The organism is Mesorhizobium sp. B2-5-7 (assembly GCF_006440875.1).
Taxonomy (GTDB): domain Bacteria; phylum Pseudomonadota; class Alphaproteobacteria; order Rhizobiales; family Rhizobiaceae; genus Mesorhizobium; species Mesorhizobium australicum.
Window position 1 is genome coordinate 190,485 of sequence record NZ_VFUO01000003.1, and the last position, 26,135, is coordinate 216,619.

22 protein-coding genes are annotated in these 26,135 nt (G+C 63.6%); 10 read left to right on the forward strand and 12 right to left on the reverse strand.

The window, feature by feature from the left end; all coding sequences use genetic code 11:
- Window positions 1–16: 16 nt before the first annotated feature.
- Window positions 17–1,018, forward strand: a complete 1,002-nt coding sequence (locus FJ543_RS14760; RefSeq protein ID WP_140875723.1) for an Ldh family oxidoreductase — start codon at window positions 17–19, stop codon at window positions 1,016–1,018.
- A gap of 22 nt (window positions 1,019–1,040) precedes the next feature.
- Here the strand turns inward: FJ543_RS14760 and FJ543_RS14765 are convergent, their stop codons facing one another.
- Complete coding sequence (locus FJ543_RS14765; RefSeq protein ID WP_140875725.1) at window positions 1,041–1,262, reverse strand: hypothetical protein; 222 nt, start codon at window positions 1,260–1,262, stop codon at window positions 1,041–1,043.
- On the opposite strand from FJ543_RS14765, the gene FJ543_RS14770 reads away from it, so the two are divergent.
- Together FJ543_RS14770 and FJ543_RS14775 are read left to right on the forward strand one after the other, a co-directional pair.
- A complete protein-coding gene (locus FJ543_RS14770) occupies window positions 1,261–1,542 on the forward strand; it encodes a hypothetical protein (RefSeq protein ID WP_015314270.1) in 282 nt (93 codons plus the stop codon). The two genes, FJ543_RS14765 and FJ543_RS14770, sit on opposite strands and share 2 nt — an antisense overlap.
- Window positions 1,543–1,810: 268 nt before the next feature.
- Window positions 1,811–2,788, forward strand: a complete 978-nt coding sequence (locus FJ543_RS14775; protein ID WP_140875727.1) for a complex I NDUFA9 subunit family protein — start codon at window positions 1,811–1,813, stop codon at window positions 2,786–2,788.
- 13 nt (window positions 2,789–2,801) lie between these two features.
- Here FJ543_RS14775 and FJ543_RS14780 read toward each other — a convergent pair whose 3' ends face one another.
- Complete coding sequence (locus FJ543_RS14780; RefSeq protein ID WP_140875729.1) at window positions 2,802–4,175, reverse strand: cytochrome P450; 1,374 nt, start codon at window positions 4,173–4,175, stop codon at window positions 2,802–2,804.
- Between the two features lie 212 nt (window positions 4,176–4,387).
- Here FJ543_RS14780 and FJ543_RS14785 point away from each other — a divergent pair, with 212 nt between their 5' ends.
- From FJ543_RS14785 to FJ543_RS14800, 3 genes are all read left to right on the forward strand, one after another.
- The gene (locus FJ543_RS14785; protein WP_140875731.1) at window positions 4,388–4,957 is read left to right on the forward strand and encodes an NADPH-dependent FMN reductase; all 570 of its coding nucleotides are present in this window, start codon (window positions 4,388–4,390) and stop codon (window positions 4,955–4,957) included.
- A gap of 498 nt (window positions 4,958–5,455) precedes the next feature.
- Window positions 5,456–7,927, forward strand: coding sequence for a DNA topoisomerase (ATP-hydrolyzing) subunit B (gene gyrB, locus FJ543_RS14795; RefSeq protein ID WP_140875733.1), 2,472 nt, complete (start codon window positions 5,456–5,458; stop codon window positions 7,925–7,927).
- A gap of 216 nt (window positions 7,928–8,143) precedes the next feature.
- Window positions 8,144–9,061, forward strand: a complete 918-nt coding sequence (locus FJ543_RS14800; RefSeq protein WP_015314275.1) for a membrane protein — start codon at window positions 8,144–8,146, stop codon at window positions 9,059–9,061.
- A 74-nt stretch (window positions 9,062–9,135) separates the two neighbouring features.
- Here the strand turns inward: FJ543_RS14800 and FJ543_RS14805 are convergent, their stop codons facing one another.
- The 10 genes from FJ543_RS14805 to FJ543_RS14850 form a co-directional block, all read right to left on the reverse strand.
- On the reverse strand, window positions 9,136–10,533 hold the full coding sequence (locus FJ543_RS14805; RefSeq protein WP_140714339.1) for an NAD(P)(+) transhydrogenase (Re/Si-specific) subunit beta: 1,398 nt from the start codon (window positions 10,531–10,533) through the stop codon (window positions 9,136–9,138).
- A gap of 1 nt (window position 10,534) precedes the next feature.
- Window positions 10,535–10,963, reverse strand: a complete 429-nt coding sequence (locus FJ543_RS14810) for a proton-translocating transhydrogenase family protein (RefSeq protein ID WP_174361964.1) — start codon at window positions 10,961–10,963, stop codon at window positions 10,535–10,537.
- On the reverse strand, window positions 10,960–12,234 hold the full coding sequence (locus FJ543_RS14815) for a Re/Si-specific NAD(P)(+) transhydrogenase subunit alpha (RefSeq protein WP_140714340.1): 1,275 nt from the start codon (window positions 12,232–12,234) through the stop codon (window positions 10,960–10,962). The genes FJ543_RS14810 and FJ543_RS14815 overlap by 4 nt, the downstream gene beginning before the upstream one ends.
- Before the next feature lie 87 nt (window positions 12,235–12,321).
- Window positions 12,322–12,546 carry an aa3-type cytochrome c oxidase subunit IV gene (locus tag FJ543_RS14820; protein ID WP_015314279.1) on the reverse strand — a complete coding sequence of 75 codons (225 nt, stop codon included), beginning with the start codon at window positions 12,544–12,546 and terminating at the stop codon, window positions 12,322–12,324.
- A gap of 162 nt (window positions 12,547–12,708) precedes the next feature.
- Window positions 12,709–12,858 carry a DUF3096 domain-containing protein gene (locus tag FJ543_RS14825; protein ID WP_015314280.1) on the reverse strand — a complete coding sequence of 50 codons (150 nt, stop codon included), beginning with the start codon at window positions 12,856–12,858 and terminating at the stop codon, window positions 12,709–12,711.
- Window positions 12,859–13,001: 143 nt separating this feature from the next.
- Entirely contained in the window at window positions 13,002–13,763 is a 762-nt protein-coding gene (locus FJ543_RS14830) for an acyl-homoserine-lactone synthase (RefSeq protein ID WP_140660059.1), read from the reverse strand.
- A gap of 393 nt (window positions 13,764–14,156) precedes the next feature.
- Window positions 14,157–16,472, reverse strand: coding sequence for an EAL domain-containing protein (locus FJ543_RS14835; protein ID WP_015314282.1), 2,316 nt, complete (start codon window positions 16,470–16,472; stop codon window positions 14,157–14,159).
- Window positions 16,473–16,610: 138 nt separating this feature from the next.
- Window positions 16,611–20,105: an indolepyruvate ferredoxin oxidoreductase family protein gene (locus FJ543_RS14840; RefSeq protein ID WP_140714342.1), complete on the reverse strand. Its 3,495-nt coding sequence runs from the start codon at window positions 20,103–20,105 to the stop codon at window positions 16,611–16,613.
- A 217-nt stretch (window positions 20,106–20,322) separates the two neighbouring features.
- Window positions 20,323–20,856 (reverse strand): hypothetical protein, encoded by a 534-nt coding sequence (locus FJ543_RS14845; RefSeq protein ID WP_224682979.1) that lies wholly within the window; start codon window positions 20,854–20,856, stop codon window positions 20,323–20,325.
- On the reverse strand, window positions 20,849–21,457 hold the full coding sequence (locus FJ543_RS14850) for a CGNR zinc finger domain-containing protein (RefSeq protein WP_140660061.1): 609 nt from the start codon (window positions 21,455–21,457) through the stop codon (window positions 20,849–20,851). The genes FJ543_RS14845 and FJ543_RS14850 overlap by 8 nt, the downstream gene beginning before the upstream one ends.
- Window positions 21,458–21,599: 142 nt before the next feature.
- Here FJ543_RS14850 and FJ543_RS14855 point away from each other — a divergent pair, with 142 nt between their 5' ends.
- The 4 genes from FJ543_RS14855 (at window position 21,600) to FJ543_RS14870 (ending at window position 26,100) form a co-directional block, all read left to right on the forward strand.
- Window positions 21,600–22,505: a branched-chain amino acid ABC transporter permease gene (locus FJ543_RS14855; protein WP_140660062.1), complete on the forward strand. Its 906-nt coding sequence runs from the start codon at window positions 21,600–21,602 to the stop codon at window positions 22,503–22,505.
- 181 nt (window positions 22,506–22,686) lie between these two features.
- Window positions 22,687–23,271: a TRAP transporter small permease subunit gene (locus FJ543_RS14860; protein ID WP_015314287.1), complete on the forward strand. Its 585-nt coding sequence runs from the start codon at window positions 22,687–22,689 to the stop codon at window positions 23,269–23,271.
- A complete protein-coding gene (locus tag FJ543_RS14865; protein WP_140876180.1) occupies window positions 23,271–25,058 on the forward strand; it encodes a TRAP transporter large permease subunit in 1,788 nt (595 codons plus the stop codon). The genes FJ543_RS14860 and FJ543_RS14865 overlap by 1 nt, the downstream gene beginning before the upstream one ends.
- 13 nt (window positions 25,059–25,071) lie before the next feature.
- Window positions 25,072–26,100 (forward strand): zinc-dependent alcohol dehydrogenase family protein, encoded by a 1,029-nt coding sequence (locus tag FJ543_RS14870; RefSeq protein ID WP_140788613.1) that lies wholly within the window; start codon window positions 25,072–25,074, stop codon window positions 26,098–26,100.
- Window positions 26,101–26,135 lie beyond the last annotated feature (35 nt).

Below are 26,135 nucleotides of genomic sequence, written 5' to 3' on the forward strand. Positions count from 1 at the left end.
ACTAAGGGCAATCGCCATGCAACTCAGTCTCGACCAGGCAAAAGGGCTGTGCCGGATGGCGGCACTTGGCGCCGGCGCCAACGAGGAAGCAGCGCAATCGCTCACCGCCTCGATCATCGCAGCCGAGGCAGAGGGACTTGCAGCCGTCGGGCTCACACATTTCATCGACTACCTCGAAGCACTCGAGGCCGGACGGATCGACGGCAATGCCGATCCTGTGATCACCCGGCCGGCGCTGGCCGTCTATCTCTCGGACGCACGCGGCGGGCTGGCGCATACCGGCTTCGACCGCACCATCGACGACCTCGCCAAGGCGGCAAGACTGTTCGGCGTCGCCATCTTCTCGCAGAAGAACGCCTACACCTGCGGGGCGCTCGGCTACTTCACCGGCCGGCTGGCCGCGCAGGGGCTGGTGTCCTTCGCGGCCACCAATGGTCCGGCCGTCCTGGCCGGCTCAGGCTCGGTCAAGCCGGTCTATTGCACCAACCCGATGTCTTTCGCCGCCCCCGCCGCCGACGGCGCGCCGCTGGTCATCGACCAGTCGTCGAGCGCCACCGCCTTCGTCAACATCCGCAAGGCCGCCGAGGAAGGCAAGAAGATCCCCGAAGGCTGGGCACTGGACGCCAGCGGCAACCCGACCACCGATCCGGCGGCGGCCATGAAGGGCGCCATGCTCGCCTTCGGCGGCCAGCGCGGCGCCAACATCGCGCTGATGGTCGAAGTGCTGGCGGCCGGCCTGTCGGGCGCTAACTGGTCACTCGACGCGCCATGGTTCAGCGGCGGCCCGGACAGCCCCGGGACGGGCCTGTTCGTGCTTGCCGTCGAGCCCAAGCTGCTCGACCCGGGTTTCGAACAGCGCATGAAAGACCAGCTCGACCGGCTGCGGCGGCGCTTCGGCGTTCATGTGCCCGGCCGCGCCCGCGCCGAAGCGGCCGAAAAGGCGCAGGCGCGCGGCATCACCGCGCCCAAGGCAGTGATCCAGCGCATCTCCGAATTCGCCGAACGCTATTCGGCCTGATTCTTCATTTCTTTTCAGACAGTTAATTGGCCGCCCCCGCCTGAAGCGCGGTAGTGCGCGTTTTTTTTCCCGCGCGTCCTGAACCTTTTTGAGCGCCCGGGCGACCAACGTTTGTCCAGGGCAAGGTGAGCTTGCCCGATCCAGACCGGGGAACAGCAAAATCGAAATCGAAAGTCTGCTTCGCGTGAAAGGCATCGCCCTTCGCGTCCCGGAAACCCAACCTCAAATCAAAGGAAATCATCATGACCAACACCAAGACCACCATGCTGACCGCCGTCCTCCTGCTCGGTTCCTTCATGGGCGCCACGCAGGCTGCCAATTTGAAGGCCGCACCGGTCAAGCCGGCCAACCCGGGCGTCATTACCGCGCCGGGTGGCGGCGCCACCGAGGACCACTACTGCAAGAACGGCCATGCGAAATTCGCCAACTGCAGCGCCGATTTCGTCGCCGCATGCAAGAAGGTTGGTGGCACCATGTCGGATGTTCAGGGCTGGGGTGGGCGTACTTGCTTCACGCCCTCCTGATACCGTCTCAGGTCAGGCCGCTCGTCGGCCCCTGACACCTCATGGATGTCATCCGGGAAACCCCGTTTCGGCGGGGTTTCCTGCTTCTGTCGCTCGCAGGGCCAAGACATGATCGATGCGCTTGTCGCAGGAATACCGGGCCTTGCTTTTTCTTGGAATCGCGCAAAAAACAAGGATGACGCGACGACGCGTCACCCTTTGCCTTTGGCGCAAAACGGACTATGAAACGGCTCAGCCAAGCCATCTGGAACGCGCGCCGGAGCCCGCCATGACCGAAATCCTGCAGACCCCAAAGCTCGTCGTCGTCTTTGGCGGATCAGGCTTTGTCGGCCGTCATGTCGTGCGGGCGCTAGCCAAGCGCGGCTATCGCATCAGGGTCGCCTGCCGGCGGCCCGACCTTGCCGGCCATTTGCAGCCGCTCGGCAATGTCGGCCAGATCCAGCCGGTGCAGGCCAATGTGCGCGTGCGCTGGTCGGTCGACCGCGCCGTGCAAGGTGCCGACCATGTCGTCAATCTCGTCGCCATCCTGCATGAGAGCGGCCGGCAGAAATTCTCCGCCGTGCACGAATTCGGTGCTCGCGCCATCGCCGAGGCGGCGCGCTCCGTCGGCGCCGGGCTCACCCATATTTCGGCGCTCGGCGCCGATCCGGATTCCGAATCGGATTATGCGCGCACCAAGGCGCTCGGTGAAAAGGCCGTGCTGGAGACGATCGCCGATGCCGTGATCTTGCGGCCGTCGATCAATTTCGGGCCGGAGGACAGCTTCTTCAACCGGTTCGCGAATATGGCGCGTTATTCGCCGGTGCTGCCGCTGATCGGCGGCGGCCAGACCAAGTTCCAGCCGGTCTATGTCGGTGACGTGGCGGAGGCTGTCGCGCGTTCGGTCGACGGCAAGATCGATGGCGGCCAGGTTTACGAGCTCGGCGGCCCCAACGTGCTCACCTTCAAGGAGTGCATGCAGGAACTGCTCACGGTTATCGAGCGCAAGCGCCTGCTGGTGCCGGTGCCGTGGTGGATGGCAAACATCCAGGCCTCGATCCTCGGCCTGTTGCCCAATCCGCTGCTGACCAAGGACCAGGTGATGCAGTTGCGCGAGCACAACATCGTTTCGGACGAAGCCGCCAAGGCCAACCGGACACTGGCGGGGGTCGGCATCCAGCCGCAATCAATCGCGACGATCCTGCCGAGCTACCTCTGGCGCTTCCGCGCCGCCGGCCAGTTCCAGCAGCGTAAGCCCGCGGTATAAGAAGCGTCGGCCCTCAGCGAGGGCGAGGCGTGACCCCCATCGGCAGACCGCCTTGCGGCTGCGTGGTCAATTTCTGCACCGGCCAGGGTTTTGTTTCAGCGGTCGCGTCGAAGCGGAAGCGTGACAAGAGGATGGCGAGCGCGATGATCGCCTCCTGCATGGCGAAGCTGGCGCCGATGCAGACGCGCGGGCCGGCGCCGAAGGGCAGATATTGGAAGCGGTCGATCTTTTCACGGTTTCCCGGATGGAAGCGTTCGGGCAGGAAGGCGTCGGGCCGGTCCCACAGCTTCCTGTGGCGGTGAACGACCCATGGCATCACCAGCACGGCGGCGTGCTTGGGGATATAAAGATCCTTCCACATTTCCGGAACGATCGGCTCGCGATTGATCGATGGCGCCGGCGGGTAGAGCCGAAGCGCCTCGTCGAAAGCGGCGCGTGTCAGCGGCATGGCGTCGAGCCACTTCGCCGGATCGGGCTCGCGCGCCAGCACCCGGTCGATCTCCTGTTCGACCCGGTCGCGCTCCCAGGGCGATTCGGCCAGGCAATAGAGCGTCCAGCCGAGCGCGCGCGCCGTGGTCTCGTGGCCGGCGCCGATGAAGGTGATGATGTTGTCCTCGACTTCCGGGCGCGTCAGTCCGTCGGGGCCTTCGGCCTTGAGCAGCAGCGTCAGGAAATCCTGCGGCACGGCATCGGGGTCGCGCCTGAACTTCTCTTCGCGCATCTTGACCGTGTCGGTCACGATCTTGCGGAAATAGGCCATGGTCTTGCGGCCGCGGATACGGGTCAGCCGCGGCAGCCAGTCGGGCGCGCGCAGCAGGTCGAGCGGATCCACGCGGCCCATGGTTTCGAACAGGCGGTCGATCTCGTTGGCGAAACTGCCGGGCTCGCCCGCGATCTCGCCGGAAAACAGCGTCTCGGCCAGGATGTCATAGGTGAGCAGCGTCATGTCATGGGCGATATCGGACGTGCCGCCGGCCTCGTAACGGGTGACGAACTCCAGCGTCCGTTTCAGCATCGGCTGGGCGAAGCCGAAAATGTGGCGTGGCGTGAACACCGGCGCCATTGCCTTGCGCGACCGCTTCCACACCTCGCCCTCGGCCGTCAGCAGGCCGTCGCGCAGGATCGGCCTCAGTATCTTCTGGCGCACCGTCGCCATCTTGTAGTTCTTGGCGTTGTCGACCAGCACATGGCGGATTAGGCCCGGATCATTGGCGATGACCAGCGGCCCACCAGCGCCCTTGGCAGAAATCCAGGGTTCGTTGTAGGTCGGCTCGCCCCAGAGTTCGAGCGGGTTGCGATAGACGATGCGGATCATTTCCAGCGTCGAAGGCGGCGACGTGCGCGGCTTCGGGGCGGGAGGAACGAATGGGGCGGGCTGCGTGTCCATGAAGTGCTCCGCTGTTCCCATCAATGTAGTGGCTGCCACCTCCGGCGTCCATGTGACCGAACGGCAAACCGGACCGATGACGGCGGGAACGCCAGGGCGGACGGTCTGTTCATCCGATCGTGACCGTTCCTTCAGGGATCCAACCTTGCCTGCTGGAACGCTCTGCCGTAGTGGCAGTCACCAACAGATACTGCCTGACAAAGGAGCCTGCCTTGAAGCACCAGTTGAACATCATCATCGGCAGCACGCGGCCCGGCCGCGCTGGCCCGGTTTTCGCCGAATGGCTGGAGACGTTCGTACGCGAACACGGAAAATTCGAGCCAGTGCTGACCGACATAGCCGCGTTCAACCTGCCGGTCCTGGACGAACCGCATCATCCAAGGCTCGGCAATTATCAGAACGACCACACCAAGGCCTGGTCGAAGGCGATGGATGCCGCTGACGCCTTCGTGTTCGTGGCGCCGGAATACAATTACTTCGCCGCACCCGCGATCATCAACGCGATCGACTATCTCGCCCGCGAATGGAAATACAAGCCCGCTGCGATCTTCAGCTATGGCGGTGTCTCCGGCGGCCTGCGCGCGGCGCAGGCGCTGAAGCCGCTGCTGACCTCGGTCGGGATCATGCCTATCCCGGAAGGTGTCGCGCTGCCGCTGTACCAGAAACTGCTCGACGAGAACGGCGCCTTCGATGCCAGCGAGCAAGTGCGGGGCGGGACCAAGACCATGCTGGACGAACTGTTGCGCTGGAGCGAGGCGTTGAAACCGATGCGCGCTGCCTGAGAGAGCCGCCCTCAGCGCGGCTTTGCTTGCGCCATAAAGAGGTGGAATGGTCGGCAAACGACTGAGCCGGGGGCGGTTCGACTGCGTTTGCTGTTTGCCATGCTGCTGATGCTTGCGACCACCGCTATCGCGGCGGCCGAGCGGCACGTGGCCATTGGTCATGGCCAATGACGACTACCGGCTGGTCCGGCCAATTGCCAACCCCGCCCAAGGCGGCGAAGCGATGGAAGCGGCGCTGAGGAAACTTGGTTTCGCTGGAGCTCGACCAGACGGGCCGGCTGGCGCCCAGGGACAAATCCACGGTCAAATATTTGCGCGGCCTCCTGGCTAAATTCAACGCCCGAAAAAAATAGCCGGCTGCCGGCTCGGCATTCGCGCCGGACATGCCTGCAAACCTTGGAAAAACCGCCTTTAGCGCCTATATCTACCCCATATCAGAAGCGCGATTCGGGGCCGATTTTTCGCGCTGTAAAAGCGGCATCTAGACAACAGGTTTTCATGAGCGACCAGACCGAGAACACAAACGGCGCTGAAGCCGAATACGGCGCCGATTCCATCAAGGTTTTGAAGGGGTTGGACGCCGTCCGCAAGCGGCCGGGCATGTATATCGGCGATACCGATGACGGCTCGGGCCTGCATCACATGGTCTACGAAGTGGTCGACAACGCCATCGACGAGGCGCTGGCCGGCCATGCCGACCTGGTTTCGGTGACGCTCAATCCCGACGGTTCGGTGACGGTTATCGACAATGGCCGTGGCATTCCAACCGACATTCACCCCAGCGAAGGCATTTCGGCGGCCGAAGTGATCATGACGCAGCTGCATGCCGGCGGAAAGTTTGACCAGAACTCCTACAAGGTGTCTGGCGGTCTGCATGGCGTCGGCGTCTCGGTGGTCAACGCGCTGTCGGCCTGGCTGAAGCTCAAGATCCGCCGCAACGGCCAGGTCTTCGAGATGAGCTTTACCCACGGCAATGCCGATGCGCCACTGAAGGCGATCGGCAGCTACGAGCAGGACAAGCGCCCAGGCACCAATGAGGGCCGCAGCGGCACCGAGGTCACCTTCTTTCCGTCGTCCGAGACCTTTACCATGGTCGAATTCGATTTCGGCACGCTGGAGCACCGGCTGCGCGAACTCGCCTTCCTGAACTCCGGCGTGCGCATCGTTCTGACAGACGCCCGTCATGCCGACGTCGTGAAGCATGAACTGCACTATGATGGCGGCCTGGAAGAGTTCGTCAAATATCTCGACCGGGTCAAGAAACCGCTGATCGGAAAGCCCATCTCCATCAGGGCCGAGCGTGACGGCATCACCGTGGAACTGGCGATGTGGTGGAACGACAGTTACCACGAGAATGTGCTGGCCTTCACCAATAACATCCCGCAGCGCGATGGCGGCACCCATCTGGCCGGTTTTCGCGGCGCACTGACCCGCCAGATCACCGGCTATGGCGAATCTTCGGGGCTGACCAAGAAGGAAAAGGTCTCGCTGATCGGCGACGATTGCCGCGAGGGCCTGACGGCGGTGCTGTCGGTTAAGGTTCCCGATCCGAAATTCTCGTCGCAGACCAAGGACAAGCTGGTCTCGTCGGAGGTTCGTCCCGTGGTCGAGGGACTGGTCAACGAAGCGCTCGGCACGTGGCTCGAAGAGCATCCGACCGAGGGCAAGGTGGTCGTCGACAAGGTGATCCAGGCCGCGGCGGCGCGTGAAGCGGCGCGCAAGGCTCGTGACATCACCCGCAAGACCTCGCTCGGCGTCACCTCGCTGCCCGGCAAGCTGGCCGATTGCCAGGAACGCGATCCGGCGAAGTCCGAAATCTTCATCGTCGAGGGTGACTCGGCCGGCGGCTCCGCGAAGGGCGGCCGTTCGCGCCAAAACCAGGCAATCCTTCCCCTGCGCGGCAAGATCCTCAATGTCGAGCGGGCCCGCTTCGACCGCATGCTCTCGTCCGACATGATCGGCACGCTGATCACCGCGCTCGGCACCTCGATCGGCAAGGACGAATTCAACGCCGACAAGCTGCGCTACCACAAGATCATCCTGATGACCGACGCGGACGTCGACGGCGCCCATATCAGGACCTTGCTGCTCACTTTCTTCTTCCGGCAGATGCCGGAGCTGATCGAGCGCGGCCACCTCTACATCGCCCAGCCGCCGCTCTACAAGGTGACGCGCGGCAAGAGCTCGCAATACATCAAGAATGAGAGCGCCTTCGAAGAATTCCTGATCGATTCGGGGTTGGAGGAAGCGTCCCTTACGCTCGGCTCAGGGGAAGTGCGGACCGGACAGGATCTGCACGGCGCCGTCGCCGATGCGCTTGCCGTGCGCCAGCTCATCAACGGCTTGCACACGCGCTATAACCGCGACGTCGTCGAGCAGGCGGCGATCGCCGGCGGGCTCAATCCCGAAATCTTCGCCGATCTTGGCCGCGCCAACGCGATGGCGGAGCGGATCGCGCAACGCCTTGACATCATTGCCGAGGACACCGAGCGCGGCTGGACCGGCCGCATGTCGACCTCGAACGAGGGCATCGGCGGCTATGTCTTCGAACGCACCGTGCGCAGCGTCAAGGAATACGCCCATCTCGACATGGCGTTGATCAATTCCGCCGACGCACGCCAGCTCGATCGCTACGCGCAGCGCCTCAGCGAAGTCTACGGGGCGCCGCCGGTGCTGCGCCGCAAGGAGGTGTCCGAAACAGTCTCGGGACCGCTGGCGCTGCTCAACGCGGTCTTTGCGACCGGCCGCAAGGGGCTGACCATGCAGCGCTACAAGGGTCTCGGCGAAATGAATGCCGAGCAGCTCTGGGAAACCACGCTTGACCCGAACGTGCGTTCGCTGCTGCAGGTCAAGGTCAACGATGCGACCGATGCCGACAGCCTGTTCTCGCGGCTGATGGGTGACGAGGTGGAGCCTCGGCGCGAGTTCATCCAGGACAACGCACTGTCGGTCGCCAACCTGGATATTTGAGGTTTCGCACAGCCTTTTTGACAGATTGGCATAGCTCGTGCCCGCGCCAATAATGAGGATGCGCCGGAACAGAAGGCCTTCGAAGACATTGTGACAGTGTCCATCACAATTTCTTGCAGGAGGCTTTTCATGGGACGCGGCATTCTACTCTGGTTGCTCGGCATTCCGATTCCGATCATCATCCTCATCATGCTGTTCGTACGGTAGGGGGCGTCGATGCAGTCCACCCTATCGGCTGTCGACGTATCCGCTTCCACGGAATCGTCCTCCACCGCCGTCAGCTGGGGACCGATCATCGCCGGCGCTTTCGCGGCCTCGACGTTGACGTTCATCCTCATGCTGCTCGGCTCAGGCCTTGGGCTCAGCATGGTTTCACCATGGTCGGGCTCTGGCGCGTCAATCACCACCTTCGCGGTTTCCACCGCCGTCTGGCTGGTGATCGTGCAGTGGCTGTCCGCCGGTGTAGGCGGCTACCTTGCGGGCCGGTTGCGGACCAAATGGGTCGGCATCCACACCGACGAAGTCTATTTCCGTGACACCGCGCACGGCTTTCTCGCCTGGGCGCTGGCCACCTTGCTGGTCGCCGGCGTGCTTGGCTCGGCACTTTCCGCCGCGATTGGTTCAGGTGTGCAGGCCGCGTCCACCGTGGCCTCGGGAGCCGCCATGGGTGCGTCGGCCGGCGCCTCGGCGAATGCCAGCGGTGCATCGACCGACAATGCGACCTCCTATCTGGTGGATTCGCTGTTCCGCCCTGCCGATCCGGCCAAGCTCGCCACCGCCAATCCTGCCGACGAAGCCGCCGCGGCCGGGCAGGCCTCGCGGATCCTGATTGCCGGCGCCGTCGCCGGCGAGGTTTCGGCGGAAGACAAGACCTATCTTGCGCAATTGGTCGCCGCGCGCACCGGCCTTTCCGAGGCTGATGCCAAGACGCGTGTCGACACGGTGCTGGCGAAGGCGCAGGACGCAAAGGTCAAGGCGAAGCAGGCGGCCGACACGGCAAGGAAAGCAAGCGCCACTTTCGCGCTTCTCGGCGCCTTGTCGCTGGTCATCGGCGCCTTCATCGCCAGTGCGGCCGCAGCGCTCGGCGGCAGGCAGCGCGATGAAGAGGAAGCGGTGTTCCTGACCAACGGCTGAAGGCAGCATCACGCCAAAATTACAGAGCCCGGCATCGACCGGGCTCTTTCTATTCGACGATCAAGACCGACCGGTCAGTGATCCATCGCCTTGACGATTTCCTCGGTCATCTTCTTGGCGTCGCCGAGCAGCATCATGGTGCCGTCCTTGTAGAACAGCGTGTTGTCGATGCCGGCATAGCCGGACCCGAGCGAGCGCTTGACGAACAGGCAGGTGCGGGCCTTGTCGACGTCGAGGATCGGCATGCCGTAGATGGGCGACGACTTGTCGTCGCGCGCGGACGGGTTGGTGACGTCGTTGGCGCCGATGACGTAGGCGACGTCGGCCTGGGCAAACTCCGAGTTGATGTCCTCGAGCTCGAATACTTCGTCGTACGGCACGTTGGCTTCGGCGAGCAGCACATTCATGTGGCCGGGCATGCGGCCGGCGACGGGGTGGATGGCATATTTGACGTCGACGCCGTTGGCCTTGAGCTTGTCGGCCATTTCACGCAGCGCATGCTGCGCCTGGGCGACCGCCATGCCGTAACCCGGCACGATGATGACCTTCTGCGCGTTCATCATGAGGTAGGCGGCATCGTCGGCCGAACCCTGCTTGACGGTGCGCTCGATGCCGTCATCGGCCGCAGCGGCGGTCTCGCCGCCGAAGCCGCCGAGGATGACCGAGATGAAGCTTCGGTTCATGCCCTTGCACATGATGTAGGACAGGATCGCGCCCGACGAGCCGACCAGCGCGCCGGTGATGATCAGCGCCAGATTGCCGAGCGTGAAGCCAAGGGCGGCGGCCGCCCAGCCGGAATAGGAATTCAGCATCGATACGACCACCGGCATGTCGGCGCCACCGATCGGGATGATCAGGAGCACGCCGAGCACCAGCGAGGCGGCAACGATCAGCCAGAACACCAGTTTCGATTCCGTGGTGACCAGCAGCACGATCAGCACGATCAGGGCCACGCCAAGGGCAGCGTTGATGACGTGACGGCCGCCGATCATGATCGGCTTGCCCGACATGCGGCCGTCGAGCTTCAGGAAGGCAATGACTGAGCCGGTGAAGGTGATGGCACCGATGGCGACGCCAAGGCTCATCTCAACCAGCGCCTGGGCATGGATGTCACCCGCCGCGCCGATGCCGAAGCTTTCCGGCGCATAGATGGCCGCGGCCGCCACCATGACGGCGGCAAGGCCGACCAACGAATGGAAGGCGGCGACCAGCTGCGGCATCGAGGTCATGGCAATGCGCCTGGCCGTGACGGCGCCGACGCCACCGCCGATGGCGAGACCAAGCACGATCAGGCCGAAGCGGCCGGCGGACGGGGTTGCCAGCGCCAGCGTGGTGGCAATGGCGATGCCCATGCCGACCATGCCGTAGAGATTGCCCTGCCGGCTGGTGGTCGGATGCGAGAGGCCGCGCAACGCCATGATGAACAGGACGCCGGATACCAGATAGAGGAAGGAGGCGAGATTGACGGTCACGTCACTTGTCCTTCTTCTTGTACATGGCCAGCATGCGCTGGGTGACGAGGAAGCCGCCGAAGATGTTGACCGAGACCAGCATCAGCGCGACGAAACCGAAGCCGGCGGCGACGCCGGAGGCCGCGATGCCGACGGCGAGCAGCGCACCGACGACAATGACGGACGAGATGGCGTTGGTGACGGCCATCAGCGGCGTGTGCAGTGCCGGGGTCACCGACCAGACGACGTAATAGCCGACGAAGATCGCCAGGATGAAGATGGCGAAACGGAAGACGAAGGGATCGATGGCCCCGCCCGAGAGCGCATGCGCGGCATCACCGGCCGCCTCTGCACCGCCTGGGGCATTGGCCAGGTTCTGCACCGCGAGCCGAACGGCAGCGCTTGCCTGGTCGAGCTGATCCAAGGCTTTCTGCAAGGTCTGGTCCATCACGCGGTCCCTTTCGGCTTCGGCGAGGGTGACTTGGATGCGGCGGTCTTCCCGGGCGCGGCCTTCCTGGGCGCGGCCGTGGCATCGGCGACCATGGTCGTGGCCGGGATCGCGGCCGGCTCGACATAAGGCTGCTGGTCGGCCTTGGCGAAGGCCGGATGAACGACCTTGCCGCCGTCGGTCAGCATGGTTGCCTTGACCAGATCGTCGTCGCGATTAATGGCAAGCGTCTTGGTCGTCTTGTCGACGAGCGTCTCGACGAAGGCGAACAGGTTCCTGGCATAAAGCAGCGAGGCGGATGCCGCGATGCGACCTGGCACGTTGAGATGACCGACGATCTTTACATTGTTGACCGTGGTGACGATCTTGCCGGCCTCGGCGCCCTCGACATTGCCGCCACGCTCGACGGCGAGGTCGATGATCACCGAGCCCGGCTTCATCGAGGCGACCATCGCCGCCGACACCAGCTTCGGCGCAGGCCGGCCGGGGATCAGCGCCGTGGTGATGACGATGTCCTGCTTGGCGATGTGTTCGGCGGTCAGCGCCGCCTGCTTGGCCTGGTACTCCTTCGACATTTCCTTGGCATAGCCGCCGGCGGTCTCGGCCGCCTTGAACTCCTCGTCCTCGACGGCGAGGAACTTCGCGCCGAGCGAGGCGACTTGTTCCTTGGCGGCGGGCCGAACGTCGGTGGCGGTGACGACGGCACCGAGACGGCGCGCGGTGGCGATCGCCTGCAGGCCGGCAACGCCGACGCCCATGATGAAGACCTTGGCAGCCGGCACCGTGCCAGCCGCCGTCATCATCATCGGCAGCGCCCGGTCGTATTCGGCGGCTCCGTCGATCACCGCCTGGTAGCCAGCAAGATTGGCCTGGCTGGACAGGACGTCCATCGATTGCGCGCGGGTGATGCGCGGCATGAACTCCATCGAGAAGGCGGTGACGCCGGCTTTGGCCAAGGCCGCGACAGCCGCATCGTTGCCGTAGGGATCCATGATGGCGATCACCGCGGCGCCGGATTTGTAACTCTTCAGCTCGGCATCCGTTGGCCGGCGAACCTTCAGCACGACATCGGCCTTGGCGACATCCGAGGCCTTGCCGATGACAGCACCTGTCTTGGCAAACTCTTCGTCGGGGATACGCGAGCGGGTGCCGGCACCGGCTTCGACGACCACGTCGAAACCCAGGGCCGTCAGCCGCTTCACCGTATCGGGCGAAGCCGCGACACGCGGCTCGTTCGCGTCGAGCTCACGAGGGATGAAAACCGTCTGTCCCACCGCATGATCCTTTCGGCCGGAACCTGTCTGCGCGAAGTGTCGACCGGGATATCCGGCGACGTCAACCGCAAGAGCGTTTTGGAAGGTCTATCGCAGAATGAAGGCGCCGACTGCCAGAATAAGCACGAACAGGATCAGCGCGGAGAAGAAGCCGCCCGCGAAGAAGCCGAAAGCCATCGCCAGGAGAAGCGCGCCGCAGAAGAGCGAGCCATATTTGGCCAGCGCCAGGAAGCCCGCATAGGTGCGGTCATGCTCGGCATAGTCCATCTTCGCGCCCAGTTCTACAGGACCGCTCGGCGTGTGCTCAGCCATAGGAATACCCCTTCGAAGACATCTTTCAGGCACATACCGAAAAGCTGGGCGCAGGGCAATGGCGCTATTGCCGCATCGCAGCCGACAACTCCCTCAAGGGAAAATTGAAACTGGCGGCCGATGCCCGCGGGATGGCTTTTGAGCGAGCCCCTGCCTAGCGTCTCAGCCAGCAAGGTGAGGAAAAAGCCCGAGCAGCCCAACGACAATCAGATAGAGCGCGACGATGTAGTTCAGGAGCCGCGGCATGATCAGGATCAGCACGCCGGCGATCAGCGAGATAAGCGGTGTGAGCGCGAGCGAGTGGATGGTCATGGCCGTATTCCTTCCCACGAACAATGCGACAGGAGCCCGGGGCGAAATGCCCGTTGGGCAGGATCGCGGCGACACTTGATGGCGATGCCGCTACCTATAACGGCGAAGCCGCGGGAAGGTTCAGATGCAAGGACGACGCCCGTTCAGGCAGCATCGCGGTAGTATTTCGCCGTCGGCACTATGGACAGCGGCGTCAGCCGGTTGATGGCCGGATTGGCGAACATCATCCGCTGTTCCACGGCTGTCGACTTAAAGAACGGGAACCGTTCGAGTGTCTGGCGCAAGTTTTCGCCGCACGGGATTTCGAACAGAGCGATCGGCGCAAGGACTCCCGGGAACACCTTGCCCTCTGTCCTCTGAACGGCATGAAAGATACGAGCATAGTAAGCGGAGTGCTCGATCTTGACCGGCGTTAGCACTGCGGTAAGCCCAAAGTAAGAAGCGGCCACCATGCCAAGCCTGAGCGTCAGAAAAGGCAGAACTCCGGGCGCGGGCGCACTGTCGGCATCGGTTGCGAAACGAGTCCCGTCGATGAACGTCTCTCCGCGGGCAAGCCGCTCGGCCAATATTTCGGGATAGGCATCAACGGACGGCGAATGAGGGTGCTCTCTGGAAATGTAGTGAAGCCGTAACGTGCTGACCAGGTGTCCATCGAAATAGACGCCGAACCGATAGGAATTCGGCAGATTGTCCCAGCGATCCTCGAACATCCCGCTGGCGATCGGGCCGCACATGCCCGATTGCAGGTAGGATTGATAGCGAAGGCGGTAGATCGCCTCCAGATCCTCGCCTCCAGTGATGAGACGGTAGTCGACATGCTCCAGCAATTGCATGATCGACTGGTTCAGCGCCGACCCAGCATTGGAGCTGGCGCCAGCCCGCGCATCGTTTCTCGCAGCATCCATTCTCAAGTCCTCGTATCCGCCGTGAACAGGCTATTCGAGTTGAAATGAGACACAAGCCGAAAATTGGATCCCACTGGTTTACCACTTGTTAACCTTAACAGCTGGAGATCTATGGCTGCGGAGTGGTTGCCGAAGGGGCAGCCTGGACGCTCTAATCCAAGCCTTCATTCCTATGAAAGGCGCTGCAAACTCGGGCGCGAAAAGCACTGGAGCGTTCCGCTTTGACAGATGCGCCGATCCGGTCAAACCTTTTCGCTTCTTCAAAATCGGCCAAAACTACTGCACGTCTTGGTTGGATTTGTTCGCCGCCGATAAAAATATTCTGGTTCGCACCAACCGCACGACCCAAGCACGCGCTTTATCAACTTCGATTGGCAGAATTTGCGACGAAAGCTAGCCGACTGTGCGCTTTGCGGCGAGACGCAGATCCGCGGCAAACGGCCAGGTGACGTTCGACATCGTCTCGATGCCCGACGCGCTGAGCGCCGCGCCGAACAGGAAGCCCTGGACAAGATCCGGCTTCACCGAATGCATGAGGACCTTAAGCTGCTCGAATGTTTCCACGCCTTCGATGGTGACGGTGAGCCCCAGGACACGGGTCAGGTCGACGACGCCCTTCAACAGCTCGAGCGAGCGCGGATTGTGGGTGACGTCCATCACGAACGACCGGTCGATCTTGATCTTGTCGAGCGGAAGCTTGTGCAGATAGCTCAGGCTTGAATAGCCGGTGCCGAAATCGTCGAGAGCGATGCGGACGCCAAGCTGCTTCAGTTCCTCGATATACTGGCGGGTCAGGGATTTGTCGTCGAGCAGCGCGGTTTCCGTGACTTCGATCTCCAGGCGGCTAGCATCGAGGCCGGAGTTAGCCAACGCATCGCGCACCTTTTGGATGACGTCGCGGCTGCGGAAATCCCTCGCCGAGAGATTGACCGAGACGCTGGTCTGGTCAGGCCATTTGGCGCATTCGGTGCAAGCTGCATGCAGCACAAAGGTGCTGATCTCGGAAATGATGCCCATCTCCTCGGCCAGGGGAATGAAGATGCCGGGCGAAATCGGTCCGAGATCGGGATGGTCCCAACGGCAGAGCGCCTCGCAGCTGGCGATGCGCATGGTGTTCATCGCCACGATGGGCTGGTAGACGACCCGCAGTTCCCTGCCTTCCACGGCACTGCGCAGATCCGCCTTCATCAGCTGGCGATTGCGGAATGCGGCATCCATTGCCGCCTCGAACAGCCGCCACCCGTTCTTGCCGAGTTCCTTGGCCTTGTAGAGCGCCAGGTCCGCCTTGACGATCATGGCGTCGACATCGGTTCCGCCGACCTTGGACAGTACCGCGCCGGCGCTGGCCTGGATCCGCAACCCGTGGCCCGCCACGTCGACCTCTCCCTGCAGCTCGGCGAAAATCTGGTCGAGCAGGCTCTCCAGATGGCTCTCGTCATCGATGCGGTCGAAGAACAGCATGAACTCGTCGCCACCGAAGCGGCTGACGGTAAGGCCTTGCCCGGCGATGGCCGCCAGCCGGTCGGCCACGGCGTAGATCAGCCCGTCGCCGACGGGATGGCCGAGCGTGTCGTTGACGCTCTTGAAATCGTCGAGGTCGATCACGGCGAGGCCGCACAGGCGATCCCGGTCGCCGGAGGCCATCAGCTCGCCGACCAGTTCGTGGAAATAGGCGCGGTTGGGAAGGCCGGTGAGATTGTCGTAGCGCGCCATGAAGCGGATCTTTTCCTCCGCTTCGACGCGCGCCGTGACATCCTCGAAGGTGATCACGCCGAGTTCCTGGCTGCCTTCACGCGCGGAGAATTCGTAATGCTGGCCGTTGGCGAGCGAAACAAGCACCTTGCGGTCCCTGCCCTCGCGCAGCGCGCGCGTCAGCTGCGCCTCGACGTAGCGGCAGTCCTTCGGCGCCAGCATGCCGCCGGCAACGCCGCGCATCAGAAGCCCGTGGATGGAGCGCCCGAGCAGTGCGTCGGCCGATTTCAGCGACATCAGGTGAGCGGCCTCGGCATTGGCGACCGCGACGCGTCCGTCAGGGCCGAGCATGACCAGGCCGTGCGACATGGTGTTGAGCGCGCGGTCGAACTTGCGCGTTATGCTTTTCGCCTGCTTGTGGCCGATGACCGCCGAAAACAGCACATTGCGAACATGGTCGGCGCTGTTGATGGTAATGAACGTCATCGGGAAGATCATCAGACCGAGGACGACGGACGGGGCATCCAGACGCAGCAGGAGCGCAAGAGCCGCCGGACCGATGAAGGTTACAGAAAAAATCCGCACCATGCGCGGAGACCCGTAATTACGGGCGACAACCGTGACCAGGGTCGCCAGGGTCAGCGACATTGCCGCCAGTTCGGCGAATGGGTCGGGATACACATAGATCGACACGAAGCACAGCGCACCCAATCCGAGGCCCTGCAAGCAGCCCTTGAGGATGTAACTGCGCTCCAATCGGTGTGCGTGTTCGACGTCGGCAATCACGCCCCCGGTCTTCAGGAAGCTGCGAATACCGAAATAACGCAGAAGGCTGATCGGCAGTAGAATAAAAGAAAAGGCCAGAAACAACGGATTTTGCGTGCGCAGATAAATCATGAATCCGAGGATCCAGTAGCACGCGCCACCGATCACCAACATGTGCGCGTTGTCGAACAACGACCGCACAAATTGGATATAGACATCCGCGGGGATGCTTTCGGTCTTTGTTTTGCCCATATGATCGGCCCAACGCTAAGCCTTGTCATGCCACAACCGCCTTAAGAAAGGCTTAGACAGAGGGGCTTAAGCTACGGCTTCGGTCGGCCCGCCTCGGCAAGAGGACCTTGCAGCAGGCTTCGGGCATGGGTGGAGAAGTCACTCAGCGGCACTGAGAACCGGTACCGGCATGGTTTGGGTCAGTCGCTGGAGCAGTCTGGAGCGCTCGCCCGCCGCCTTTTCGGCGCTTGCCTGCCGGACATGGCCATAGCCGCGGATCAGCGCCGGGACCGAGACCAGGGCTACCGCGGCCTCGATCTTGCCCGGCGCCAGCGAACTGGCCACGAGCTGCAGATCGGCCTCGTACTGCGCCAGCAATTGCCGCTCCATGCGCCGCTCGGCGGTGTAGCCGAACAGGTCGAAGGCCGTGCCGCGCAGGCCCTTCATCGCGGCCAGCAGGCGAAAGCCTTTCATCATCCAAGGGCCGAAGCTCGATTTCCTGGGTTTGCCGTCATTGCCGCGACGTCCCATGATCGGCGGGGCGAGATGGAATTCAAGTTTCTCGTAGCTCTGGAACTGCTTGCCAAGCGCGGCGGCGAAGGAGCCGTCGGTATAAAGCCGCGCAACCTCGTATTCGTCCTTGATCGCCATCAGCTTGAACAGGCTTTTGGCGGCGGCCTCGGTCACGGCGGTCGAACCCGGCACGGCCTTCGTTTCTGACCCTCGCAGCGTCGATATCCTATCGGCGTAGCGCTTGCCGTAAGCAGCGTTCTGATAGGCCGTGAGGAAGGCAACACGGCGGGCGATGATATCGTCCAGTGTCTCAGCGACCGGACCGGCCTGTCCGGCCTTGTCGCCGAGGGTTGCGGACGGCTGGGCGATGAGGCCGCGCACGAAATCCGGCTGATGCGCGGCGCGGCGGCCCCAGCGGAAAGCAGCGATGTTCATCGCCACCGCTTCGCCATTCAATTCAATGGCCTTTTCGACGGCTTCGGCCGAGAGCGGCAGACCGCCGAACTGGAAGGCAAAGCCGAGCATGAACATGTTGGCGCCCAGCGAATTGCCGAACAGGGCTGTGGCGGTGCGGGTGGCGTCGAAGAAATGCGCCTTGCCGTCACCGGCCGCTGAGCGGATCGCCTTCTTCAGGCGCTCGATCGGCAGCGAGAAATCGGCTGATCGAGCAAATTCGCCCGGCATGATCTCGGCGGTGTTGGCGAGGAAGATCGTATGCCCCTCGCGCACCGCCGTCAGCACTTTCTTGGCGCCCGACACGACGAGATCGCAGCCGAGCACGAGGTCGGCCTTCCCCGCCGAAACGCGGATGGCATTGATGTCTTCCGGTGTGCGGGCGATGCGGACATGGGTGAACACCGAGCCACCCTTCTGGGCGAGGCCGGCCATGTCGATCATGCCGCAACCCTTGTCCTCCAGATGCGCCGCCATGCCGAGCACGGCACCGACGGTGACGACGCCGGTGCCGCCGACGCCGTCGATGATCGCCGCCCAGCCCTCGACGCCGAGCGGGAATTCGGCTGGCATGGGCACGCCTTCAAGCGGGTCGGTCCCGCCGGCCAGGCCCTCGGCCTTGCGGATCTTGGCACCGTGCACGGTGACGAAGGACGGGCAGAAACCGTTGACGCAGGAGAAATCCTTGTTGCAGCTCGACTGGTCGATCTTGCGCTTGCGGCCGAATTCGGTTTCGACCGGCTGGATCGAGACGCAGTTCGATTGCACGCCGCAATCGCCGCAGCCTTCGCAGACCAGTTCGTTGATGAAGACGCGCTTGTCGGGATCGGGAAAGGTGCCGCGCTTGCGACGACGGCGCTTTTCGGCGGCGCAGGTCTGGTCGTATAGCAGGATCGATACGCCCTTGACGTCGCGCAGCTCGCGCTGGACGAGGTCGAGGTCCTCGCGGTGGTGGATAGTGGCGCCGGCCGGGAATTCGGCCTTCCCGGCATATTTGTCGGGTTCGTCGGTGACGATGGCAATGCGGTCGACGCCCTCTGCCCGCACCTGCCTGGCGATCATGTCTACCGTCAGCCCGCCCTCATGCGGCTGGCCCCCAGTCATGGCGACGGCGTCGTTGTAGAGGATTTTGTAGGTGATGTTGGCCTCGCTCGAGAGGGCGAAGCGGATCGCCAGCGTGCCGGAATGGTTGTAGGTGCCGTCGCCGAGGTTCTGGAAGATGTGGTCGCGCCTGGAGAACGGCGCCTGGCCGACCCATTGCGCCCCCTCGCCGCCCATGGCGGTAAAGCCAACTGTGTTGCGATCCATCCACAGCGCCATGAAGTGACAGCCGATGCCAGCAGCGGCGATCGAGCCGTCAGGCACCTTGGTCGAGGAATTGTGCGGACAGCCCGAACAGAAGAAGGGTGTGCGCGAGCCGATGTCGGTGGCATCGGCCAGCATCGCCTGGAACTGGCGTAGCTTGGCTACCCTGGCCGAAATCTCTTCGGATGGGCCGATGGTCTTGAGGATTCTCTCGCCGAGCGCAATGGCGATCTCGTTGGGGTCGAGCGCCCCCTTGGCCGGAAACAGCCAGTCGCCGCGCTCGTCCTTCTTGCCGACGATGACCGGCTGCGAGGCCGTGCCGTAAAGGCTTTCGCGCAGTTGCACCTCGATCAGCGAGCGTTTCTCCTCGACGACGACGATGGTGTCGAGACCGCGCGCGAAGTCGGCGATGTGCTGCAGGTCGAGCGGCCAGGGGCAGCCGACCTTGAACAGCCGCACGCCGATGCGGTTGGCGGCCGCCTCGTCGATGCCGATATCCTCCAGCGCCTGGCGGACATCGAGATAGCTCTTGCCCAGCGTGATGATGCCGAGTTTCGGATTGCTGCCGCCCGAATAGACGAGCCTGTTCAGCCCATTGGCATGGATGAAGGCGGAGGCCGCGGCACGCTTGTGTTCATGCAGCCGTTCTTCCTGGCCGAGCATGTCGATCTCGTGGCGGATGTTGAGGCCGCCCGGCGGCATGTCGAAATCCGGGACGACGATGTTCAACCGTTCGAGCGAGGCGTCGACCGAAGCCGTCGATTCGATGTTGTCCTTGACGCATTTGATCGCCGCCCAGGTGCCGGCGAAGCGCGACATGGCAAAGCCGTACAGGCCATAGTCGATGATCTCCTGGACACCGGCCGGGTTGAGGATCGGCACCATGGTGTCGACGAAGAGGAATTCCGTGGCGTGCGCATTGGTCGAAGATTCGGCCATGTGGTCGTCGCCCATGAGCGCAAGGACGCCGCCATGTCTGGACGAGCCGGCGAGATTGGCGTGGCGGAACACGTCGCCCGAACGATCGACGCCCGGCCCCTTGCCGTACCAGACCGAAAAAACGCCATCATGGGTGCCCTCGCCCAGCAGTTCCGTCTGCTGCGAGCCCCAGCAGGCGGTGGCGGCCAGCTCTTCGTTGAGGCCGGGCTGGAAAACGATGTCGGCCCCGGCGAGCTGCTTTTTCGCCTTCCACAGCTGCATGTCGAGGCCACCGAGCGGCGAGCCGCGATAGCCGGAGACGAAGCCAGCCGTGTTCAGGCCGGCGCGGCGGTCGCGCTCGCGCTGCATCAGGAGCATGCGGATGACCGCCTGCGCGCCGGACAGGAAGATGCGCTCCTTTCCAAGATCAAACTTGTCGTCGAGCGCGACATCGTGCAGCGTCATCAGGCATTTCCTCTGCGAAGGCCGCGCGGGGCAGCAGCCAACGTCGGGATCGGATGACGCATCCTTTCTCCCCTTGCAAGGCAGGTCAAACAAAATCGAAAGGACCGGCCAACGCGCGACAAGCAGTTCGGCGGGCGCTGGATCACGCATCAAACGGTGCGTCACCAAGCGCGATGGCACACGAAAATTCAGCGGAAATCGAGGCCGTCGGAAGGTGTCAGCCGGCTTTCGAGCAGTCCGGCTTCGGCTCGCCCGGCAGCTTGCCGTCGGGATGACCGACGAGGTCGGGATTGGCCGTGTAGAGCTGGTCGATGACCAGCGGCCGATCGGGCAGGATGGACTGGTCTTCCGTCGACATCAGCGTGGTGTCGATCTCCTGCAGGACCGCGCCATCGGCGCCCTTGATGCTGATGGCGATGGCATAGGGCTTGTTCCTGACAACGCAGGTCAGCGCCGGGCTTTCCAGGCTCACCTTGTCGAGCTTCGGCCAGATCTTCTGCTCGACCACGAAGGGATCGCCACCGGCGGGGTTCTGGAAACTGGCAACCGCCACCTGACCCTCGCCCATCGGCCGCAAGGGTCTCAGCGTCACGACATAGGTCGCCCTGGCGAGGCGGTAGTTGAAGACGAATATCTTGCCGGAAACTTCAAACAGCTTGCCTTCACCGCCGGTATCCCGGCAAGCGCCAAGCGTCATCGCCGCGATCAGCGCCGCGCCAGCAACCGTCGAGCGGGAAAGAATTCTAGGCATTCCTGACCTCATTGGCCGCCATGCGGCGGCGATAGTGACGGCTTGCCTTCTGCCTGTTGCCGCACACCGCCATGTCGCACCAAAGGCGGCTGGAATTGCGGCTTCTGTCGACGAACAGCCAGGTGCAATTGGGACAGATCCTGAGCCTCGCGACGGTGTCGTCACGCAGCAGGGAAAGCGCCGAAACCGCCAGTGCCGCCTCGAAGGCGATCGGCGTCGCCGGATCGCCGAACGGCCGTCCCTGCGCCCCGATCTCGGTCCCGCCGGCGGCCAGGCCGTCGGCGCAGGACCGCAGGAATTCGGGCAGATCGGCGGTGGCGACCGCGCCTTTCAACACAGCGCCTCGAAACAGCCTATCGGTCGTCTCGCGGATCGACAGCACGACGGGCGCGATTGCCGCCGGCGAGGACACCGCCAGCCGCCTGTCGCCAAGCTCGGCGGCGCGAAAGCCGCTAGCCGCGTCGGCGAAGCGGGCGATTTCGGCCGGATCGTCGAAGCGGTCGAATGTGCGCTCCGGATCGCCGCGCAGCACGACGGTGTTCGCCGTGTCGAGCGCGAGCAGGCCGCCGGTGAAGCGGTGAGGAGTCCAGGCAACTGTCATTTCCGGAAATCTAACCGATAAATCGCGTTTGACAAGTTAGATTCGGCGATGCAAACCTCGGATGCGCAGGGTATCGTCGCCTTTGTCCGCTCCGCGCTTGTCCTATTCCCTCTTGGGCGGGATGCTTCTGGTGTTGTCGAGCATGCTTTACTTCTTCCAGCAGGTGCTGAACGGGCTGCATTCGGGTGCGCTCTATGCGTTGCTCGCCTTCGGCTATGTGCTGACCAACGGCATTCTGCACCGCACCAACCTCGCCTATGGGGCGCTGTTTGCCTTTTGCGGCCAGGCAATGATCCTGAGCGTCGCCTTCGGCTACCAAGTGCTGTGGCTGACGCTGCTGGCTTCGGTGCTGTTCGGCGTCCTCGCGGCGTTCCTCTATGCGGCGCTCATCAGCCATGTCCTGTCGCGCAGCGTCTTCGAGCCGTTGGCCGACCGCTCGCCCAACGCCATCGTGGTGACGACGCTCGGCATCCTGCTCGTCCTGTCGGAAGCAAGCCGCATCGCCGCCGACACACATGATCTGTGGCTGCCGCCGATGCTGGCCGAGCCCGTCGTTTTCGCCGAAGCCTCCGGATTCAAGGCGACGCTGACGCTGATCCAGGTGCTCGACTGCGCCGTGGTCGTGGCGGCGGTCGCCCTCGCCACCTGGGCATTTGCCCGCTCAAACTTCGGCCGGTGCTGGCGCGCCGTCTCCGACGACCCCAGGGCCGCCGCCCTATGCGGCGTCGACGTGCGCGGCGTGTTCCGGCGTGCCGTGCTGTTCGGCGGCTTCTGCGCCGCGCTGGCCGGGGTCATGGCCAGCCTCTACTACGGCAATGTCAGCTTCGGTTCCGGCCTTGTCTACGGCCTGAAGATCCTGTTCGTGACGGCGGTCGGCGGTTATCTCTCACCGCCAAGGGCAGCGCTGGGCGCGGCCGCTTTCGGCATGGCCGAATCACTGTGGGCCGGCTATTTCCCGGCCGAATGGCGCGATGCCTGGATGTATCTGTTCCTGGTTGCCATGCTGATCCTGATCGGCGCCGGCCGCGACACCGGCAAGGTCGTCTGATCCCGCCAGACTTTGGTTGCATGACGTCTCTTCAGGCCGCGGTTTTCCACCGTGCCGCGAGCGCCGATTGGCCTGCATCCTTCGTCCCCGTGTTGACCAACCGGACCACGCACTGCATACGGTTGGGCCAGGCGGCGCGACGAAAAGGGCGATCGCGCGTCACCGCATCAGGGAGGAATACATGGCAGGGCTTCTCGCTCTATCCAGAACGATCGATCGTATGAACGAGTTCATCGGCAAATCGGTATCCTGGCTGATCCTGCTGGCGATCCTGGTGAGTGCGGCCAACGCGGTCATCCGCAAGGTGTTCGACACCTCGTCCAACGCCTGGCTGGAGCTGCAATGGTACCTGTTCGGCGCCGCCTTCATGCTGGCCGCCGCCTACACGCTGAAACAGAACGAGCATATCCGCATCGATATCGTCTACGGCCTGTTTTCACGCCGCGTGCAGCACTGGATCGACCTCTTCGGCCACGTCTTTTTCCTGATGCCGTTCGTGACGCTGATGGTGTTCTATTTCGTGCCCTACGTGTCGCTGTCGTTTCACAGCGGCGAGATGTCGACCAACGCCGGCGGCCTGATCGTGTGGCCGGCCAAGGCGATCCTGCTGGTCGGCTTTTTCCTGCTCGCGCTGCAGGGCATTTCCGAGATCATCAAGAAGATCGCCATCATGCGCGGCGTCATTGAGGATCCCAACCCATTCATTTCCGTGCACGAACAGGCTGAACTCGAAGCCAAGGCGCTCGCCGAAGAGGTGCGTTCGTGATGGAGTTCATCGCCCAGAACATGGCGCCGATCATGTTCGCCTCGCTGATCCTGTTCATGCTGATCGGCTATCCCGTCGCCTTTTCGCTCGCCGCCAACGGCTTGATGTTCTTCTTCATCGGCGTGCTTCTGACGCCCTATTCGGGCGGCGCGATCAATCTCGCATGGCCGCTGCTCTATGCGCTGCCGGACAATTTCTACGGCAGCCGGGTGATGTCGAACGACACGCTGCTCGCGATCCCGTTCTTCACCTTCATGGGCATCGTGCTCGAACGATCGGGCATGGCCGAAGACCTGCTCGACACGATCGGCCAGTTGTTCGGGCCCGTCCGAGGCGGCCTCGCCTACGCGGTGATCTTCGTTGGCGCACTGCTGGCGGCGACCACAGGCGTGGTGGCGGCGTCCGTTATCGCCATGGGACTGATCTCGCTGCCGATCATGCTGCGCTATGGTTATGACCGCCGGGTGGCATCCGGTGTCATCGCTGCCTCGGGCACCCTCGCTCAGATCATTCCGCCGTCGCTGGTGCTGATCGTTCTCGCCGACCAGCTCGGCCGCTCTGTCGGCGACATGTATGCCGGCGCCCTGATCCCCGGCCTGGTGCTGACCGGCCTATACACGCTCTACATCGTGATCATGTCGATCGTCCGGCCAAAGTCGATGCCTGCCCTGCCGCTTGAGGCGCGGACGCTCGGCCATGGCGTGGTGTCGTTGCTGATCGCGTTGATAGCGGCCATTGCGATCGCCTATGCGGCCTACCGTTACCTGGTGCCCGCTCATGGCGACAACGCCGATATTCTCGGCGCGACGGTCGGCGTCATCTTCATCTACATCGTCGCGATCCTCGACCGCAGCCTGAACATCAACATGATGTCGCGGCTGGCGCAGCAGGTCGTGATCGTGCTGATCCCGCCGCTGGCGCTGATCTTCCTGGTGCTGGGCACCATCTTTCTCGGCATCGCCACCCCAACCGAGGGCGGCGCGATGGGCGCGGTCGGTGCGCTGGCGATGGCGGCAATGAAGGGCCGGCTGTCGATGGACGTGATCAAGCAGGCGCTGGCCTCGACGACGCGGCTGTCGTCCTTCGTGCTGTTCATCCTGATCGGCGCGCGGGTGTTTTCGCTGACCTTCTACGGCGTCAACGGCCAGATCTGGGTCGAGCATCTCTTGACCTCGCTGCCGGGCGGCGAAGTCGGCTTCCTGATCGGCGTCAACATGCTCGTCTTCTTCCTCGCCTTCTTCCTCGATTTCTTCGAACTGGCCTTCATCATCGTGCCGCTGCTGGCGCCGGCGGCCGACAAGCTCGGCATCGACCTGATCTGGTTCGGCGTGCTCCTGGGCGTCAACATGCAGACCAGCTTCATGCATCCACCATTCGGCTTCGCGCTGTTCTACCTGCGCTCGGTCGCTGCCCGCGTGCCCTATCTCGATCGCCTGACCGGCAAGCAGATCGCGCCGGTGACAACGGGCCAGATCTATTGGGGCGCGGTGCCATTCGTCTGCATCCAGGTGATCATGATCGGCCTGACCATCGCCTTCCCGCAAATGGTGATGCGCTACAAGGGCACGGCCGTCGATTCCGGCACGATCGACTACACGGTGCCCGGGGTGCCCAGCCTGTCGCCGCTCGGCGCGCCGGACGGTGGCGGCGTGCCTGCCAATGGCGGCGCCGCACCGACGGCGCCCGGCACGCCCGATCTGTCGCAGCCCCCGAATTTCGGCGATGCGCCGCCGGCCAAGCGGGCTGCACCCGCGCCGGACCTGTCGCAACCGCCGAGCTTCAATTGATGGAAACGATGCCATGAAAGCCGTGCGGTTGGAGGCAGTGGGCAGCATCTCGTTGCGCGAGATCGCCAAACCGGTCCCGGGCTCGGACGACCTCCTGGTGCGGATCGAAGCCTGCGGTGTCTGCGGCACCGACCGGCATCTTTTCCGCGGCGAGTTCCCCTGCAGGCCGCCAGTGACACCCGGGCACGAATTCTCCGGCATCGTCGAGGCAATCGGCACCGCCGTCTCCGGCTTTGCCGTCGGCGACCGCGTCACCGGCGACCCCAACATCGCCTGCGGGCGCTGCGGCCATTGCCATGCCGGCCGCGTCAATTTGTGCGGCAATCTCACCGCCATCGGCATCCACCGCGACGGCGGCTTTGCCGACTATGTGGTGATGCCGCAGAAACAGGCCTTTGTCCTTCCCGCGAATCTGAAGCCGACACATGGTGCTTTCTGCGAACCGCTCGGCTGCTGCCTGCACGGCGTCGACCTTGCCGAGATCAAGCCAGGCAGCTCGGTGGTGGTGCTCGGCGGCGGCGTCATCGGCCTGCTCACCGTGCAACTGGCACGGCTGGCCGGGGCCACCACTATCATCCTGTCGACACGGCAAGCCTCGCGGCGAGCGCTTGCCAGCGAACTCGGTGCGACGGCGACGGTCGATCCCGCCGCCACCGATGTGATCGAGGCCATCGCCGGTCCGGCCGGACTGATGCCTGGTGGTGCCGACGTGGTGTTCGAATGCGCCGGTGTGTGCGAGACCGTCGAGCAGTCGATGCGGCTGGCAAGGGCGGGCGGCACCGTCGTTATCGTCGGCGTGACGCCGCAAGGCATGAAGGTGGAATTCGAGCCCTTCGACCTGTTGTTCCGCGAACTCAAGGTAGTGGGCTCATTCCTCAATCCCTACACGCATCGCCGCGCCGCCGAGCTTATCGCGTCGGGCGTGATCGAGATCGATCGGTTGATATCTAGGCAAGTCACGCTCGAAGAGGCGCCAGGGGTGATCGCCAATCCGCCGGCTCCGGGTGAAGTGAAGGTGCTGGTGGTACCAGCGATGGGCTGAGGTTCAGGCTTCGCGGCATTTGGCGATTGCCGTCG

Coding starts and splice junctions, on each gene's coding strand:
- FJ543_RS14830 (WP_140660059.1), bottom strand. CDS start 13,763: ATGGATGCTGCGAGAAACGATGCGCGGGCTGGCGCCAGCTCCAATGCT.
- FJ543_RS14765 (WP_140875725.1), bottom strand. CDS start 1,262: ATGATGATTTCCTTTGATTTGAGGTTGGGTTTCCGGGACGCGAAGGGC.
- FJ543_RS14820 (WP_015314279.1), bottom strand. CDS start 12,546: ATGGCTGAGCACACGCCGAGCGGTCCTGTAGAACTGGGCGCGAAGATG.
- FJ543_RS14850 (WP_140660061.1), bottom strand. CDS start 21,457: ATGACAGTTGCCTGGACTCCTCACCGCTTCACCGGCGGCCTGCTCGCG.
- FJ543_RS14800 (WP_015314275.1), top strand. CDS start 8,144: ATGCAGTCCACCCTATCGGCTGTCGACGTATCCGCTTCCACGGAATCG.
- FJ543_RS14825 (WP_015314280.1), bottom strand. CDS start 12,858: ATGACCATCCACTCGCTCGCGCTCACACCGCTTATCTCGCTGATCGCC.
- FJ543_RS14870 (WP_140788613.1), top strand. CDS start 25,072: ATGAAAGCCGTGCGGTTGGAGGCAGTGGGCAGCATCTCGTTGCGCGAG.
- FJ543_RS14855 (WP_140660062.1), top strand. CDS start 21,600: ATGCTTTACTTCTTCCAGCAGGTGCTGAACGGGCTGCATTCGGGTGCG.
- FJ543_RS14840 (WP_140714342.1), bottom strand. CDS start 20,105: ATGACGCTGCACGATGTCGCGCTCGACGACAAGTTTGATCTTGGAAAG.
- FJ543_RS14775 (WP_140875727.1), top strand. CDS start 1,811: ATGACCGAAATCCTGCAGACCCCAAAGCTCGTCGTCGTCTTTGGCGGA.
- FJ543_RS14835 (WP_015314282.1), bottom strand. CDS start 16,472: ATGGGCAAAACAAAGACCGAAAGCATCCCCGCGGATGTCTATATCCAA.
- FJ543_RS14780 (WP_140875729.1), bottom strand. CDS start 4,175: ATGGACACGCAGCCCGCCCCATTCGTTCCTCCCGCCCCGAAGCCGCGC.
- FJ543_RS14865 (WP_140876180.1), top strand. CDS start 23,271: ATGGAGTTCATCGCCCAGAACATGGCGCCGATCATGTTCGCCTCGCTG.
- FJ543_RS14845 (WP_224682979.1), bottom strand. CDS start 20,856: ATGCCTAGAATTCTTTCCCGCTCGACGGTTGCTGGCGCGGCGCTGATC.
- FJ543_RS14770 (WP_015314270.1), top strand. CDS start 1,261: ATGACCAACACCAAGACCACCATGCTGACCGCCGTCCTCCTGCTCGGT.
- FJ543_RS14860 (WP_015314287.1), top strand. CDS start 22,687: ATGGCAGGGCTTCTCGCTCTATCCAGAACGATCGATCGTATGAACGAG.
- FJ543_RS14760 (WP_140875723.1), top strand. CDS start 17: ATGCAACTCAGTCTCGACCAGGCAAAAGGGCTGTGCCGGATGGCGGCA.
- gyrB (WP_140875733.1), top strand. CDS start 5,456: ATGAGCGACCAGACCGAGAACACAAACGGCGCTGAAGCCGAATACGGC.